11 protein-coding genes are annotated in these 15,153 nt (G+C 67.8%); 1 reads left to right on the forward strand and 10 read right to left on the reverse strand.

Annotated elements, in window-relative coordinates; all coding sequences use genetic code 11:
• Positions 1-7 precede the first annotated feature (7 nt).
• From E1263_RS12835 to E1263_RS12850, 4 genes are read right to left on the reverse strand one after another with little or no spacing between them, the layout of a single operon-like run.
• On the reverse strand, positions 8-1,165 hold the full coding sequence (locus tag E1263_RS12835; RefSeq protein ID WP_132167484.1) for an MFS transporter: 1,158 nt from the start codon (positions 1,163-1,165) through the stop codon (positions 8-10).
• 14 nt (positions 1,166-1,179) lie between these two features.
• Positions 1,180-1,647: a GNAT family N-acetyltransferase gene (locus E1263_RS12840; protein ID WP_132167485.1), complete on the reverse strand. Its 468-nt coding sequence runs from the start codon at positions 1,645-1,647 to the stop codon at positions 1,180-1,182.
• Positions 1,640-2,809, reverse strand: coding sequence for a type III PLP-dependent enzyme (locus E1263_RS12845; RefSeq protein WP_202868853.1), 1,170 nt, complete (start codon positions 2,807-2,809; stop codon positions 1,640-1,642). The genes E1263_RS12840 and E1263_RS12845 overlap by 8 nt, the downstream gene beginning before the upstream one ends.
• A gap of 11 nt (positions 2,810-2,820) precedes the next feature.
• Complete coding sequence (locus E1263_RS12850) at positions 2,821-4,110, reverse strand: DUF6271 family protein (protein ID WP_132167487.1); 1,290 nt, start codon at positions 4,108-4,110, stop codon at positions 2,821-2,823.
• Between the two features lie 520 nt (positions 4,111-4,630).
• Between E1263_RS12850 and E1263_RS12855 the strand changes: the two genes are divergently transcribed.
• Positions 4,631-5,935 carry a serine hydrolase domain-containing protein gene (locus E1263_RS12855; RefSeq protein ID WP_132167488.1) on the forward strand — a complete coding sequence of 435 codons (1,305 nt, stop codon included), beginning with the start codon at positions 4,631-4,633 and terminating at the stop codon, positions 5,933-5,935.
• A 57-nt stretch (positions 5,936-5,992) separates the two neighbouring features.
• Here E1263_RS12855 and E1263_RS12860 read toward each other — a convergent pair whose 3' ends face one another.
• From E1263_RS12860 to E1263_RS12885, 6 genes are all read right to left on the reverse strand, one after another.
• Entirely contained in the window at positions 5,993-7,084 is a 1,092-nt protein-coding gene (locus E1263_RS12860) for a hypothetical protein (protein ID WP_132167489.1), read from the reverse strand.
• A 385-nt stretch (positions 7,085-7,469) separates the two neighbouring features.
• Complete coding sequence (locus E1263_RS12865; RefSeq protein WP_238161211.1) at positions 7,470-8,621, reverse strand: lytic transglycosylase domain-containing protein; 1,152 nt, start codon at positions 8,619-8,621, stop codon at positions 7,470-7,472.
• A complete protein-coding gene (locus E1263_RS12870) occupies positions 8,618-9,463 on the reverse strand; it encodes a phosphate ABC transporter ATP-binding protein (protein WP_132167490.1) in 846 nt (281 codons plus the stop codon). The genes E1263_RS12865 and E1263_RS12870 overlap by 4 nt, the downstream gene beginning before the upstream one ends.
• A gap of 27 nt (positions 9,464-9,490) precedes the next feature.
• On the reverse strand, positions 9,491-12,106 hold the full coding sequence (locus E1263_RS12875; RefSeq protein ID WP_132167491.1) for a hypothetical protein: 2,616 nt from the start codon (positions 12,104-12,106) through the stop codon (positions 9,491-9,493).
• 179 nt (positions 12,107-12,285) lie between these two features.
• Entirely contained in the window at positions 12,286-13,296 is a 1,011-nt protein-coding gene (locus E1263_RS12880; protein WP_132167492.1) for a substrate-binding domain-containing protein, read from the reverse strand.
• A 173-nt stretch (positions 13,297-13,469) separates the two neighbouring features.
• A complete protein-coding gene (locus E1263_RS12885; RefSeq protein WP_132167493.1) occupies positions 13,470-15,140 on the reverse strand; it encodes a PPC domain-containing protein in 1,671 nt (556 codons plus the stop codon).
• Between the last annotated feature and the right edge of the window lie 13 nt (positions 15,141-15,153).

Here is a 15,153-nt window from a genome sequence, read left to right on the forward strand (position 1 = left end):
ACACGCGTCAGTGGGCCTCAACCGGCTGGGTCCGGGAATCTGCAGTGCGGATCTGGGTGGTGCAAGCCGTGACCAGGAAGGCGAAGACGGCCACGGCGGCCATCCCCCACCGCAGGTCGGTGGCGTTGGTGAGGGCGCCGATGGCCGGTGGGCCGGCCAGTAGGCCCAGGGTGCCCATGGTCGAGACGAGGGTGAGGGCGTTCGAGCCTTCTTTGGCGGCGGCAGCGTAGAGACAGGGCGTGACAGCGGCCATGCCCAGTCCTACACAGGCGAAGCCGACGAGGGTCGGGACGAGGCCGCCGACCAGCAGGGCGGCGGTTAGGCCGGCGCCGGCAACGGTCGCTCCGGTGAGTACGACGAACCGGTCGCCCCAGGCAGCTCGGCGCGCATCGGCGAAGAGCCGGGTGATGAGCATGGTGGCGGAAACGACCGCGATGCCCAGCGGGAGGGCTGCAGTCGGAGCGCCGACGATGTCGCGCAGGTAGAGGGCGGACCAGTCGTTCATCGCGCCTTCGACCACGGTGCCGAAGACCATCGCCAGAGCGAGCCAGGCGATCACGAGGGAGGGCAGCGTCAGCTTGCCCTTGACCTTCACCGTCTCGGTAGCAGGCAGGTCGCTCCGCAGCATGCCTCTCGATGCGAACACGGTGAGGCTCACCAGGACCGCGGCGCCGATCACGAAATGGGTCAGCAGGTTCGTGCTGAACGCAGTGATGCCAGAGGCAAGCAGTGCGGCGGTGAAGATGCCACCGCTGAAGGTCGCATGCAGTTTGGCCATCGTGTTGCGCTCGGCCTGCACCTCCAGCGCCGTGCCCTGAGCATTCATCGCGACGTTGAGACAAGCAACCAGTACGCCGTCCACTAGCAGCACCGCGAATGCCACCGGCAGGTTCGGCACGACGGCCAGCGACAGCAGTACGGCGGTCAGTCCAGCGCAGGACACCAGCGCGAGCCCGCGGGAGCCGAGCCGTTTCATCCCGAACGTGACGACCGGGAACGCGAGCGCGGCACCGATACCAGCGGCCAGCAGGAGCAGACCCACTTCGGCGTCGGACAGGTCGAGCTTGCTCTTGAGCATCGGGATCCGGGCGGCCCAGGTGGAGTACTGGAAACCAAGAAACCCGAACAGTGCTGCGATCGACAGCTGTGAACGGCGGAAGGACATGGAGGGAGCCTTTTCTAGAGGACCTTGGTCAGGTAGCGAGCGTCATCGCCGTAGCCGACGGGGACTGCTGGGGCGGGGCCGAAACCCTGAGCGGACCAGAACGAGGAGGTGCCGGAGAGCGCAATCAAGGAGATCCGCCGGTACCCGGTCGCGACCGCGGTCAGGTGGCCGACCAACTGCTGCCCCAGACCAGTACGGCGAGACTCGGGCGCGACACAGAGATCGTGCAGGTGCAGGTTGTCCGAGCTCGCCGCCGATGGCTGCCCTAGGGCTGGATACTCGCCGTACGGGAAGGGCATCGCGAGCACATAAGCCTGGACAGGAAGGCCGACGACGAAGCACGTCTGGGGCGAGAGCGCTCCCCAGGCCTCCAAGGCGCTCCGGCCCTCCGCCAACCCGAGCGGCTCGTACGCCGCCTTCTCGAGCTCGGCGATGCGCTCCCAATCGTCGGCGGTGATCGGCCGCACAGTTGCTTCAGGCATGGATTCCGACCGGCAGCACGTTCACCGGGAGGGGATCGAAACCGTTGAAGCGCGTCGTGTAGCTGGTGGAGTAGGCGCCACAGGACAAGATCCAGACCGGGTCTCCAGAAACGATCGCCTCCGGCACCAGGGCCGGCTCCGGCTCCTGACCGAAGACATCGTCGCTGTCACACGTCGGTCCCGCGATCACAGCGGCCACCTGCCGACCACTCGGATGCGTCGGGAACACCATCCGGTACCGAACCTGGTCGACCTCGTACAGCCCGTTGAACTTCCCGCAGCTGAGGTACAACCAGCTCTCCCGCTCACCGTCGGGCTGTTGCCGCGTCGACAGCCGTACGACGTGCGCGCGGATCGCACCGTGATCGGCGACCAGGTGCCGCCCGGGCTCCATCACGAACTCGATCGGCCTACCGGCAATCTCCTGCAGCCGCCGCATCCCGGCCCGGATCGTCGCGAAAATCTCGGCCAGGACTGGATTGAGCGCCGTACCGGTCCGGTCGAGGTAGCCCAGGGCGGGCAGACCGCCACCCAGGTTGATCCGGTCGAGGTGGATGCCGACATCGGCCAGCTCCGTCATCGCGAAGGCCAGTTCGTCGAAGGCGTTCTGCCAAGCGGCCGTCGTCATCTGCTGCGAGCCGACATGCACGGACAGGCCCGACGGGACGAGTCCTTGCGCGCGAGCGATCGACAGCACGACGATCGCGTCCCGCACCGAACAGCCCGCCTTGCGATTGAGCCCCCACAACGCGCCCTCGCCCGTGGTCCCCAGCCGGCAGAACACCCGCGACCCCGGCGCGTTCGCAGCGATCGCGACCACATCGGGGACGCTGTCGGTGGCGAAATCGCGAATGCCGAGCTGGTAGGCGTCGGCGATGTTCCGGTCCGACTTCACCGTGTTCCCGTAGTGCACCAGCTCCGGCGCCACCCCGGTCGCCAGCGCCTGCGCGATCTCCTGCGGGCCGGCCGCATCGAAGCCCGAACCCCGCGCGGTCAGCGTCTCCAGTACGCCGTCCACCGGGCACGACTTGATGGCGAACCGGATCGCGATCCCGGGCAGCTCCGCAAGCAGAGCGCCGTACGCGTCCTCGATCCCACCCAGATCGAAGATGATCTGGTCCTCGGCCGCGTTCTCGAGCGCGGTTCGCAGCCGGTCGCTCACCAGGTGACCCGTCACATCAGACCAACGCTCGACGCGACCAGCGACTGCCAGACATCGATCAGTACGGCGAAGTCGTCCATGTCCTGGCGGGCTTCACGCAACAGCGTTTCCCGCTGACCGACGAGACCGTCCGCGAACTCCGCATGCCGGCCGCCCAGCTTCTGGTACGCCGCTCCAAGCCGATCGAGCCGATCGACGTTCTCGTCCACCGGCAGCTCGATGCTCCCCCGGACGAGCCCGGCGATCGCCGCGGCGGAAACGTTGCCCTCGGCATCGCGCACCGAGGGGCCCGCCAGTGCCAGCTGCTCGTAGACATGGTGCAGGTAGAGCATCGAGAGGAAGAACTTCGTCAGCGCCAGCTGGTACGACGCGAAACCGGCATCGGTCTTGCGGTGGCCGGTGTGCAGGTTCACGATGTGCCGGTTGTGCAGCACACCGGGCAGCCCCGCGTCGTGCACCACATGGAACAAGAAGTAGTCCGTGCCGATCGTGTCCGTGGCCGGAGGCAACGGAATCTGTTCCTGGATCCGGTGGAACGCGATGTTCGACATGTCCACCCGCATCGGATCGACGACGGTCAGCGTCGACCGGTCCGCCCGGAACGGTTCCGACCCGGCGCCGACGAAGGACTCCGCGACCAGCTCGCGCTTCTCGGCCTCGGTCGCGTCACCGCGCGCCCACAGGCTCACCACGTCGTAGTAGATCTCCGGATCACGCTGCCGGATGTCGTCGAGGTCGACAGTGGGATCACCGACGATCGACGCTCCCACCATGACCACCGGCAGGACGTCGCTCGCCGGGTCGAGATCGGAGTCCGACACTCGGCCCCGAGCGACACCGGCCGTCGTACCGATGGTCAGCTCGTGGTGGATCGGGAAGACCTTCACCCCGTCCAGCTCTTGGTAGGTGCAGTCCGAGTCGCGGCGGTGCACCGAGTCGCACCCCAGCGCGGCCGCGATCAGGAACGCGCGGTTCGTACAGGCGCCGTACGACCGGATGCCCGGAAGCATCAATCGGAGCACCCGCTCGGGATCGGCGACACCGGCCTTGTCGATCGTCTGCTCGAGGAACACCCGCTGCGCGTCCTCGTCGACATGGACGACGTCGACGCCCGGCGCCAGGACCAGCTCGGCGAGGACGCGAACGTGGTCGGCGTGATCGGCCGGCGCGCTGGAGTCCAGGATCAGCAGCGTCACCTCGACCTCGAAGTGCGAGACCGCGTACGCCGCCTCCTCCGCAAGCTCACGCAGCATCGGAGCGCAGGCCCGGTCGGTGGGCAGAGCCAGGCAGATTCGGCGCATATCAACTCACTCCTTCTCGGCCGGTCGCCCGAGGAGCAGGACAACGCGAGCCGAACCGGTTCAGTTCGGGCGGGTAAATCCGGTGACTTCGATTGCGGAGGGTTTTTTACTGAATTGCTCTCACTACACGACGGCCAGGAATAGCGGCGGAAACGGAGTGGCCACTCATCCAACCAGGCCGTGCAATACAACGCGGCCAGACCGTATCACGGGCCGCAGCGGCGGGAAATACATGATTCACCTGATGGAATCTGTCAATACTTTTTCGGGCCGAACGGCGCTTTTGCGCAATTGACAACGGTTCCGGAACTAATCCGGCGGTGTGCAACATCCGACTCAGCGGCAGGCCGAGGGTGGGCACAGGAGTTATGTCCACCATCACAGGGGCTCCAGTACCCGTGTCTGTCGTTGGTCTGATCGGGAGGCTGGACGGGTCGGAAGGGTGCGAGGCGAACAGGCCTTGTGGATGCGGTCGCGCCCTACCCGATCGACCCGTGTCTCACGTCCAGAAGGACTCCTCATGCCGCGAAATCCGCTCCTCCCGATCCGTGCTCGACACCTGTACCCTGCGCTGGCTCTGGCTGTCGCACTGACAGGTTCGCTGGCTGTCGCCGCGGGAGCGCAGGGCGCTCCGCACTCCCCCAGCGGGCTGCCCCGCCTGGTGACTGGCCAGGAAGCCACCTTGGCAAGGCTGGCCCAGGAGGTCGTGGACGCCAATGTTCCTGGCGTTGCCGTGCGGATCGACAAGGGCGGCGCGCGAGTGATCGAGATCGCCCGGCAGGCGCGCTGGACCAAGACCGACCACCGGCTCACGCCGGGGGACGAGGTCCGGATGGGCTCGAATACCAAGACCATGGTCGCCACCGTGGTACTTCAGTTGGTCGCCGAGCATCGGCTCGAACTGACCGACCCGGTCGGCAAATGGCTGCCTGGCCTCATCCCCAACGGTTCCGCGATCACCTTGCGGATGCTGCTCAATCACACCAGCGGCCTGTTCAACTACACCTACGACCCCGTCGTTCTGAAGGCATTCACCGGCCAAGATCGCCGGCAATGGACGCCGAAGCAACTGATTGCCGCTGCGGTGGCGTACGACCCGCTGTTCGCGCCCGGTACCGCGTACTCCTACAGCAACACCAACTACGTCGCACTCGGCCTGGTCGCCGAGAAGGCGACCGGCCGCCACTTGAACGAGCTGATCCAGAAGCGGATCGCCGCGCCGTTGCACTTGAAGAACACCTACTTGGTCACCAGTTCCGAAGCAACGCAAAACCGCCGTCTCGCTCACGGCTACGAACCCGACGCAGTCCACCTGGCCCCCGTCCTGCCCCCAGGGCTACCCGCCGATACCGCGTTCGCCGGCCCCACCCGGCCCGCCGGGTACGTCGACACCACTCAGATCAATATGAGCACAGAATGGGCCGCCGGCGGCATGGTCTCCACCCTGCAGGACTGGGCCCGGTTCGACACCGCACTGATGTCCGGCAAACTTCTGCCACCCACCCAGCTCAAGGAGATGAAAACCACTGTGGCCGAGGAGAGCGGCAACCCGAACCGCTACGGGCTCGGCCTGGAGAAGAAGGTCACCCCCTGTGGCACCGTCTGGGGTCACGACGGCCAGGTACCCGGCTACTCCAGTCGGGCCTACACAGATGACACCGGCAGGCGCACCGTCTCGGTCGTGACCACGACCATCTTCGGCATCGCGAACCCCAGAGCCGCAGCCGCCAACCAGGCCCTGCTGGATGCCGCGATCTGCACCATGCTCGACAAGGCGCCCCCATCCCTGTCGGCTGCTCAGGCCATCATCGCGCCGACCGCCTGAACCTGAGCACCAGGCGGCGATCCAGCTCCCGGTTGGCAGTCGCGTACGGCGTCGGTGTCAGTGGTTGTACATGGCTTCAAGTTTGGTGCGGCGGGTGGTGACGTCGTCATGATCGTCGCCGAAGACGATCAGATGCAGCGTGGTCTGGTTGATCGTGTTGTCGGTGCGGCGGGTGTCGTGGCCGCCGGTGACGATGAGCCCGCCGCGCTGCAGCGCGGGCCGCAGCTCGGCCAGCAGTGCGCCGATGGGCGCGGAGGTGATGAGTTTCGTCGACTCCGACGGACAGTCCAGGGCGTCGGGGCGGATGGTGTTCAGCGCCAGCAGCGGGATGGACCCGCCGGTGATGCGGAAGTTGAGGTCGAACATGAGGAGTCTGCCGTCGTTCGTCTGGGCGCAGTCGAGGCTGCACATGCCGCGGTAGCCGACGTCGGCGGCGCGCTGGGTGACCGCCAGGCATTCGGTGAGCAGGTCTGCGGGCAGGGGGACGAGCCCGAAGCGGCCGCCGGTGTAGACGCCGTCAGCGTCGATAAGCTGATCGGTCACGGCGAGCAGGCGGGCCTGGCCGTCGGCGGCGACGTAGAGCTGGACGCCCCAGTTGCGGTGGATGTTCAGGTATTCCTCGACGACCACCGCGGTGACGATGTCGGCGAACGCGGGCAGGATCACCGGGTCCCCTGCTCGGTGCAGGTAGACGGAGAGGCTGGCTCCGTGAGCGTCGTTGGTGGCGGCCTTGAGCACCCAGGACTTCTCGGCGGGGGTGGCTTCGGCGAGCTCGTCGACGGTGACGATCTGGCGGCGGGCCTGGAAGCGGGGGGCGACGAAGGTGCCGATGCTGGCTTTGTTGTTGAGGTAGCCGACAAGCTCGGCGCTTTTCACGGAGCGTTCGGCGGGATACAGGGCGGCGGGCTGCGGGTACTCCATGGACATGAGCAGGCCGTCGCTGAGGGCTTCGGTGACGCGGGCGGCGAACTCGGCCTCGGTGCGGAACTCGCGTGGATCGGTGCCGACGGGCAGGCCGCCGTCGCGGAGCGCGGCGAGGAGGTTGGGTTCGGTGCCGCCCGCGCTGGTGATGACGGGGGTGTCGGCGGCGATGGCGAGGGGGCGGGCGGAAATCCAGTCGCGGGTATTGCGGTCCCTGCTCCACAGCACGGTCGGTTCCTGGGCGGGGCGTGCGCAGACGGCGATACCGGGGCCGTAAATGTCGGTGAGGGTGCGAGGATCGGCCAGGATCGGCGTGAGCGCAGATGCTGTAATAGGAGATCTCCCTTGTGGGGGTGGTTCTTGTACCCGGTCCTGGGCGTGGAGTGTTGCGAAATGACCAGGAGTGGTGAAACGCGCCTGGATGAGGTTGCGTCCGCTCCGGGTGCAGGCGCGCCCGCAGGTGTGAACCCGGGGCGCGCGTATACCTCAACTGTCTCACGCGAGCGCAAGGCTCGGAGCTGTCTCCTCGGCCCCAAGCGCGACTCGCTCGGAGGTTACCCAGAGTCATCGACATCGAATCCTCGTTGCGCTGCGGCACGAGCCGGCTAGAGCGTCACCCTAGTGATGCCGCGGGCGATTCGGAGGTAGTCGTTGGCGTTCCCGGGGTCTGCGTGGGCTCCGGGCTCGGTGTGGGGGTCGGCTCTGGCGTGGGAGTTGGCTCTGGTGTGGGCGTGACCGGCGGCCTGACGGGCGTGACGGGAGGCTGGTACGGCGGTTTGGGCTGCTTCGGCGGTTCGGGCGTCTGCACCGGCGGCCGTACGACGATCGGCGGGGTGGCGGGCCGCGGCGGAATCGGCGTCGTCGGCGTCACCGGGACCGGCTGGGTCGGGGTATCGACCGGGTCGACGTTGCCCTGGTCGTCGGCCGGCGGCGTGATGACACCAACCCCGTCCGGAACCTGGACTGTCTGCTGACTGTAGGACTGCATCCAACGCAGCACCGTGGACACATACTCCATCGAGTGGTTGTAGCGCAGCACCGACTGCACCAGCCCCTGCGGATCACCCAGATTCGCACCGCCCCAGCACAGGTAGTTCCCGGCTGCGCGTGCCGCGTCGTACACGTTGTGCGGGTCCTTCAAGCCATCACCGTTGCCGTCGGCACCGAAACTCTTCCAGGTCCCGGGGATGAACTGCATCGGCCCGACAGCCCGGTCCCACTGCGCATTCCCGTCGTACCGGCCCTGATCGGTGTCGGCGATCGCCGCCATCCCTGGCCCGCCGTCCAGCACCGGCCCAAGAATCCGACCGCGAGTGTTGCCCTGAGCATCAACCCGGCCGGCGCCCGCGTGGTCCGACTCGACTTTCCCGATCCCGGCCAGCAGCGGCCAGGTCAGATGGCAGCCAGGCATCGACACACTCAGATCCTGCGCAACCCGCTGGTACGCCGCCAGCACGGTCCCCGGGATCCCGGACGTGTCCCCCACGTTCCCCGGAATCGGCTGCACTTTCCCATCGGTCGTCCCAGTCTCCGGTACGACGGTCTCGGGCAGCTGCTGCACCGGAAGCTGCCCATCCACCCCGGGCCCCGCCGGCAACTCGGCCGGCTGGTCGATGAACCCGCTCAACGCGGTCGAGTCCACCACCAGCTGGCTCGCCGTACTGCCTCCACCCGACGCCACGACCAGCGCCATCACGCCAAGCGGCGCAGCGCATGCCCAGCCCGCGATCAGCTTGATCCGCCAACTGTCACTCCGGCTGATCACCCGAACCGTCCTTCCACGTAGTCCGCCGTTCGTGGGTCCTCGGGGGTGGAGAAGATTTTCTTCGTCTCGCCGGCCTCGACGATGACGCCGGGAGTCCCCTGCTCGGCCAGGAAGAACGCACAGGTCTGCGACACCCGCGCCGCCTGCTGCATGTTGTGCGTGACGATCACGATCGTCACCTCGCGCCGCAGTTCGTGGATGGTCTCCTCGATCCGCCGGGTGGAGGTCGGGTCGAGGGCCGAGCACGGCTCGTCCATCAGCAGTACATCGGGCCGTACGGCGAGCGACCGCGCGATGCACAGCCGCTGCTGCTGGCCGCCGGACAACGCGCCGCCCGGCGAGTTCAGCCGGTCCTTGACCTCTTTCCACAACCCGGCCTTGGTCAGGCATTCCTCGATCAGCGCGGTCCGCTCACCGCCGCGGACCCGGGTGCCGGTGAGCTTGAGCCCAGCGGTGACGTTCTCCGCGATACTCATCGCCGGGAAGGGGTTCGGCTTCTGGAACACCATGCCGATCCGCTTGCGGGTGTCGGTGATCCGCCGTACGGGCTCGTAGATGTCGTCGTCGTCGAGCAGCACCCGCCCAGCCAGCGACGCACTCGGCACCAGTTCGTGCATCCGGTTGAGGATCCGCAGAAACGTCGACTTGCCACAGCCGGACGGACCGATCAACGCCGTCACCTGCCCGGCCTCCATCTTCAGCGAGATCCCGGCCAGGACCTTGTGGCTGCCGAACCACGCCGACACCTCGTCGCTCTCCAGCACGCTTCCGCCGATGATCGCCGGCAGTTCGGCGGTCTCCGCATCCGGGGCGGTCGGCACCACAGGCAATACGGACGTCATGCGCATCCTTCCGATCGGATCAGGAGCTCAGCCACGGCGACGGCCCCGGCGGAGCAGTCCGGCGAGCCCACGCCGTACGGGGTGACCGGGCTGGGCGATCAGGCGGATCCCCGGCGAGGCAACCCCAGCGGCGAGGCCCGCGACCAGCAGGGCGGGGAGGCCCCAGGCCAACCAGCCAAGGGAATCGCCTTGGGTGGTGGCCGCGACCGGCTTGATGCTGCCCTGCGCCTGCGGCTTGTTCGACGGGCCGCCACTCGGCGTTGGAGCGCCAGGCGTCGTCGGGGTCGCGGTCGGCTTGTTGCCGTTGTCGCCACCACCGTCCTGTCCCGGACCGTTGGTGTTGCCGGTCGGAGTTCCGGTGGGCTTCGGCGTCGGCTTCACCTCGGGCAGCGGACCGCCCGGCGGGATCGGCGGAGTGGCCGTCTGGTTCGCGACGGCGTCGGCCACCTTGTTCGCCTGGTCCCGCATCGGCTGGGTCAGCGCGAGATAGCCGTCCGGCAACTGGCCGGCCTCCTGCCCGTACTCCTGACCCTCATGCGTGAGCCAGCGCAGGTTGTCGGCGTACTGCCTGGCCAGACCCGACGGCAGCGACGAGGTCGGGACGGCCGCGTAGCTGATCATCGTGCCCGGGTAGCCGCGCTTGTCCATCGACTTGTAGTTGAGCGTCCAGACGCCGGACTTCTGGTCGGGGGTAGCACCGTCCAGCGCGTACCCCATCGACTCTGCGGTCGGAGCGATGTACTCGCCCTCGCTGTTGCGCAGGTTGGCGATCGGTACGCCGGTCTTCTGCAGCTCGGAAGTCGCGGACAACGTGAACATGTTGCGCGTGCCGAACTCCTGCGCAACCTCACGCTTCGGCACGATCGGAGCGTTCGGGTCGCTGGTGTTCGCGCTCTGCGGCGACTGGGTCAGCGGCCAGGCGGCCATCGTCACGTCCGCGCCGTTCGCCCACGAGTTGGTGTTCTGCGCCCACAGCGACTGCGGGGCGAAGCCGCTCCAGACACCGTTGTTCGTCGGTGCCTGCCAGCCGTCGCGCAGAGTGTAGTCGTCGGTCGGCAACTGCCAGCCGCGGTACGCCTTGTTCACCGTCATGCCCCACGGGTCGCGCTGGCCTTGCAGGAAGGCCCGCGCGGTCGGGTCCGCCCAGATCCAGCGGGTCACCGCAAGCAGGACGTCGGTACGGAACACCGGCATCGCCAGCTGGGTCCCCGGAGCGGCGTCGGCACCGGCGAAGCCCTGCGCGCCCGGATTGAGCTGCCGGAATTCCGGGTCCCGGAAGATGTTCGCCGGGTTGGTGCCGGTGTTCGGGTTCACCGCGAATCCGTTGAGCCCCTTGAACAGGCCGCCGTACGACTGCGTGAGCAGCTTGGCCACGAGCCGCTGGTTCAGGTTCAGGTCGGTGACCGTGCCCGCGACGTTGTCGACCTGCTTGTCGATCGTGTAACCGATCGCGAAGCCAGACACGGCAATCGGCGCGTACGCCGTCTTCCGATCGGTCGCTACCGGGTCATCCGCAGCGGCCGGCTCAGTGACGATCGCGCCGTCCGCGGCGTACTTCGACGGCGAGGCCGGGTCGCGCTGGCCGAGCTGACGCAGCGCGTCCGGCTCCCAAGCGCGGGTGAAGTCGAGTGCCGCCGAGCTGGACTTCTGGCAGCGGGCCGGAACCCAGCGCCGCATGACCTCGGCGGAAAGCTCGGAACCGAGGAACTTGGCCTCGTCGTTGCGGCCGGCGCAGTTCGGCAGGCTCGGGCTGAACGACAGCTTGAAGACATACCGCTCATACCAGTTGGCCAGCAATTGCCAGTTCGCGATACCGGCCTTACCCACCTGCGCCTTGCACGCGTTGACCGTCGCCGCCGGTACGCCGTCCTCGGCAGTCAGGCATGGCCGATCCTTGACCGGTACGACGACCAGCGAGCAATCCTTCGTCTCGGAGCAACCCAGCGACGGGTTCTCCGCGGCAGTGTTCACCCACGTCTGTACGGCGCCAGTGCCATCCGACTGCGTCAGCCCACGCCGGAAGTTTCGCGTGCCCGGCGTGAAGTCGTCGATCGGCACGATCAGACCGCCCGAGTCCGCAGCCGCCGCCATCGGCAAGGTTGCCCAGGTCCCGTTGGCATTGTGGATGGCGTGCGGATTGCCATCGGCCTTCTTGAACGGAATCCCCAGGAACCGGCCGGTCGGGTTGGCCGGGTTCTGCCACCACTCCGACGTCTCGGTCGGCGCGTAGTGCGTGGCCCGGGCTTGCAGCTTACTGAGGCCGGACGCGTCACCGTTGGCGTTCAGCGAACCCATCCAGCAGTCCTCACGCGACGGGTTGGCACCACGGCACTGCATCACCAGCACGGGTTTGGTCACTCCGGCGCCCGGATCCGTGGCCGACGGGTCGAGTCCCTTCCAGGACACCGTGATCGCCTGCCGGCTCAGGTCGTCGGTCCGGCTGACCGTGACATCACCGCCACCCCGGCTCAACGTCACCGGCGACTGCGACGGGTCGGCGAACAACGCCGTGTCCGTCGGCTGCGGCGATACTGCTGCCGCATCGCGCTCGTCGACGTTCCGGGCCACCGCAGTGACCGGCGCGATCGCCAGCAGTGCCAGCACAAAGGCACCGGCAAGCAGCGTGAGTTTCCTCAGCCTCACAGGAAAATCCCTCCCCAGGATTCGGACACGACGCGATTGGCGGCACGTGCGTGTCGACGGTGTCAGCGTGTCCAGGCGGCGGGTCGCGGTGGCAGCCGCAAGGTGAACTGGACATGAAACGACCCCGGTGGGCACGGAATGTCCGTGCCCACCGGGGCTTTGGTGCGCTAAGGCAGATGTCAGAGCACGCCGCAGGTGCCACCGTTGGCGGCGTCGCCCAGCGGCAGGAAGCCGTTGGCCTTGACGACGTCACCGGCGGTGGTGGTGGCCGGGTCGGTGTCGGCGTCCTCGCAGATGTACGGGGTGCCGCCGAGCGAGGAGAAGCCGAAGCCGTCGCCGAAGACGTCGGCCAGGTTGGCCGGAACCGAGCCGCCCACGGTCTTCACGACGTTGTAGAGGTTACGGTCGTAGCTGCTGGCGCCGGCGCCGATCGCGCCGAGGAACGTGCCGCTCTTGTCGGTCGCGGAGAGCAGGTTGTAGCGGCCGACGGAGAACGGCGCGATCGCACCGGCGTTGTTCTTGACCGGGGTCGGGCTGTGCTCCTGGACCGGGCTGCCGCCGACGTTGTCCTTGACGCAGGCCGGGAGGGTGGTGGCCGAGATGCCGACCTGGGTGGCCCAGAAGGTCCGGGTGCCCGATCCGGCCTGCGGGATCAGCGGCAGGATGGCCAGGTTCGGGCCACCGACCTGGTTCCAGTTGGTGATGGTGCACTTGTAGATGCCCTCGAGCTGCGCGTCGGTCAGCGTCGCGACACCGGTGACACCGGAGTGCGCGGCCCAGCGGACGCTGTCCTTGGCGAACGGCAGGAAGGCAAGGTTGGCGCAGTCGCCGGTCGCCGGGCCACGCGAGGAGCGGGCCGCGGAGATCGACGCGTTGCCGCACAGGGCGGTGATGCCCGCGCCCGAGCCGTTCGGCCGGGTGATGGCGGTCTGGCCCGAGCGAGTGACGATGGTCGACGAACCGGTCGCGTCGAAGGTCTGGAGCTTCGCCGACGGGGTCGGCGTCCGGCCGTTGTAGACGGCAGCGAGGTCGTTGAGCACGTTCTCGCTGGTGTCCGAGCCGACCAGGACGAGGTCGTTGCTGTCGGCGGTGAACGGCTGGTCCGCGTTGGCGGTCAGGGCGGAGGTGGCGACGAGGGCGACCGCGGCAGCGGCGATCGCGGTGACACGGGCGGTACGGGTGAAACGCATCAGGGGAATTCCCTTCCTCACAAGCGCTTTCGCGAGCCGGGTGGGGTCGCGGTGCCGGTTTGCGGTCACACCCCTAATTCATCCTGCCCGGATCACCAGCAGGTCGCTGTTCGGTTAACCGGACATGACCCGCTGGCTAGCCGGAAACGTTAACTACTCAGCAAGGACGGTGTTCAACAGGGATAGGAGATCCCCCACGAAATGGCATTCAGGGCGTTCTGGCTACCGGTCAGACCGGCTGCCGGGTTGAAGGTGTCGGTGCCGAAGTCGGTGTCCACGTCGTCCGCCGTACCGCCGAAGCCGTCCGGACCCACGCCGTACAGGCCGGGGAAGTTGCCGTCGGCATCGAGCAGGGTGGCGGTTGTGCTGGCCGGGTCGGCCGGGAAAGCGCCGTACAGGGCACCGAGTTCGCGGCTGGCGAGGTTGCCCAGCGCGCGGCCGATGAAGGTGATGCGGTCGGAGTTGGTGGTCAGGTAGGTGTTCAGGCTGAGCGGCCCGGCGGCTGCGCTGATCCGGTCGAGCTGGACCAGTGCGGTCTCCTCGTGGGCAAAGTTGCCCGGGTCGATCGACTGCGCGGTGCCGACCCGGCCGATGCCGGATTCGGAGGTCTTGCCACCGATCACTACACGGGTCACGTTCGGGGTGCCGAACGTGTCGGTGCTGTCGGCGCTGGTCTTGATGCGGAGGTTGACGTCGTACCCGGCGCGGACGGCGTCGGTCCGCAGGTTCTCGCGAACGGTCGCCGTCGCCTTGGCGATCACGGCCGCTTCATCAGTTGCGGTCAAACCCCAGTTGGGCAGGTACGACGCCAGTCCGGACAGCTGCCGGACTCCGGAGCCACCGAGCGGGGCGAGGTCGATCGCGCCACCGTCGAAGTCCAGGAACACGGTCTGCGGAGCGTTGTCCACGGCCGGACGGGCGATCCCCAGGTTCAGTTGGTACGGGCCGAAGCCGTCGGTGACCGAGACGGCGTACCAGCCGGCCTGATCGGCGACGACCGCCAGATCGACGGCACCCCGCGGGAGCGTGGACGCGGCCGGCAGCTTGCCGAGACTGTGCAGATCGGTGCCCACAGCAACCGATCCGTTCGGGCGGAGCACGGTGAGACGATCACCGGAGTTGGTCAGGGCAGCACCCAGGACGTCACCGGCGGCGAGCTTGACGGCGTAGAAGTCCTTGTCGATCGGGGCTGCGGCGATCAGCAGTTCGTACTCGCCGGTGTCGGCGCCACCGAGGCCGCTGCCGGAGTTCTGCGGGTCGGCCGGGAAATCGCCGACCGCACTCTTGCCCGCGACAACGACGTAGTAGGTGCCGCTTGCGGTCAACGGGTACTGGAGTTTGCTCAGCGCACCGGCGCCGCTGTCATCATCCGATGCCAGCAATTGCCCGGCAGCGTCGTACAGGCCGACGACGGTGTTGGTCGAGGCCGGCGAACCGTCAGTGCTGACGGTCAGGGTCTCACCGGCTTGGCCGGTCACCTGGTAGAAGTCGAAGTCGTTGGTCTTGTCGCCGAGCGGGCCATGCGGACCGTCGCCGAGGGTGCCGCTGGTCGTGACGGCTCCGCGCCCGCTGATACCGGTGGCTGTGGCCAGCGCGATCGAGCCGTTGTCCTCGCTACCGGCCGCGATCTCGGCCGGAGCCGGTGACAGCGTGCCGTTGACGGTGGTAGCGCCGTACAGGCGTTCTGCGGCGGTCCGGCTGTCGTTCTCCCCCGCTGCCGTGACCGCCTCTCGCTCTTGATGGTTGGTGGTGGTGACTTGCGCGGACGAGACCCCCGGGGTGGTGGCAAGCAGTGCGGCGACCAGCGCGGCACCTACCGCCATCCGGTGGATTCGTGCGTTCATCAGCTTTCCCCTC

It is taken from the genome of Kribbella antibiotica (assembly GCF_004349055.1).
Classification (GTDB): domain Bacteria; phylum Actinomycetota; class Actinomycetes; order Propionibacteriales; family Kribbellaceae; genus Kribbella; species Kribbella antibiotica.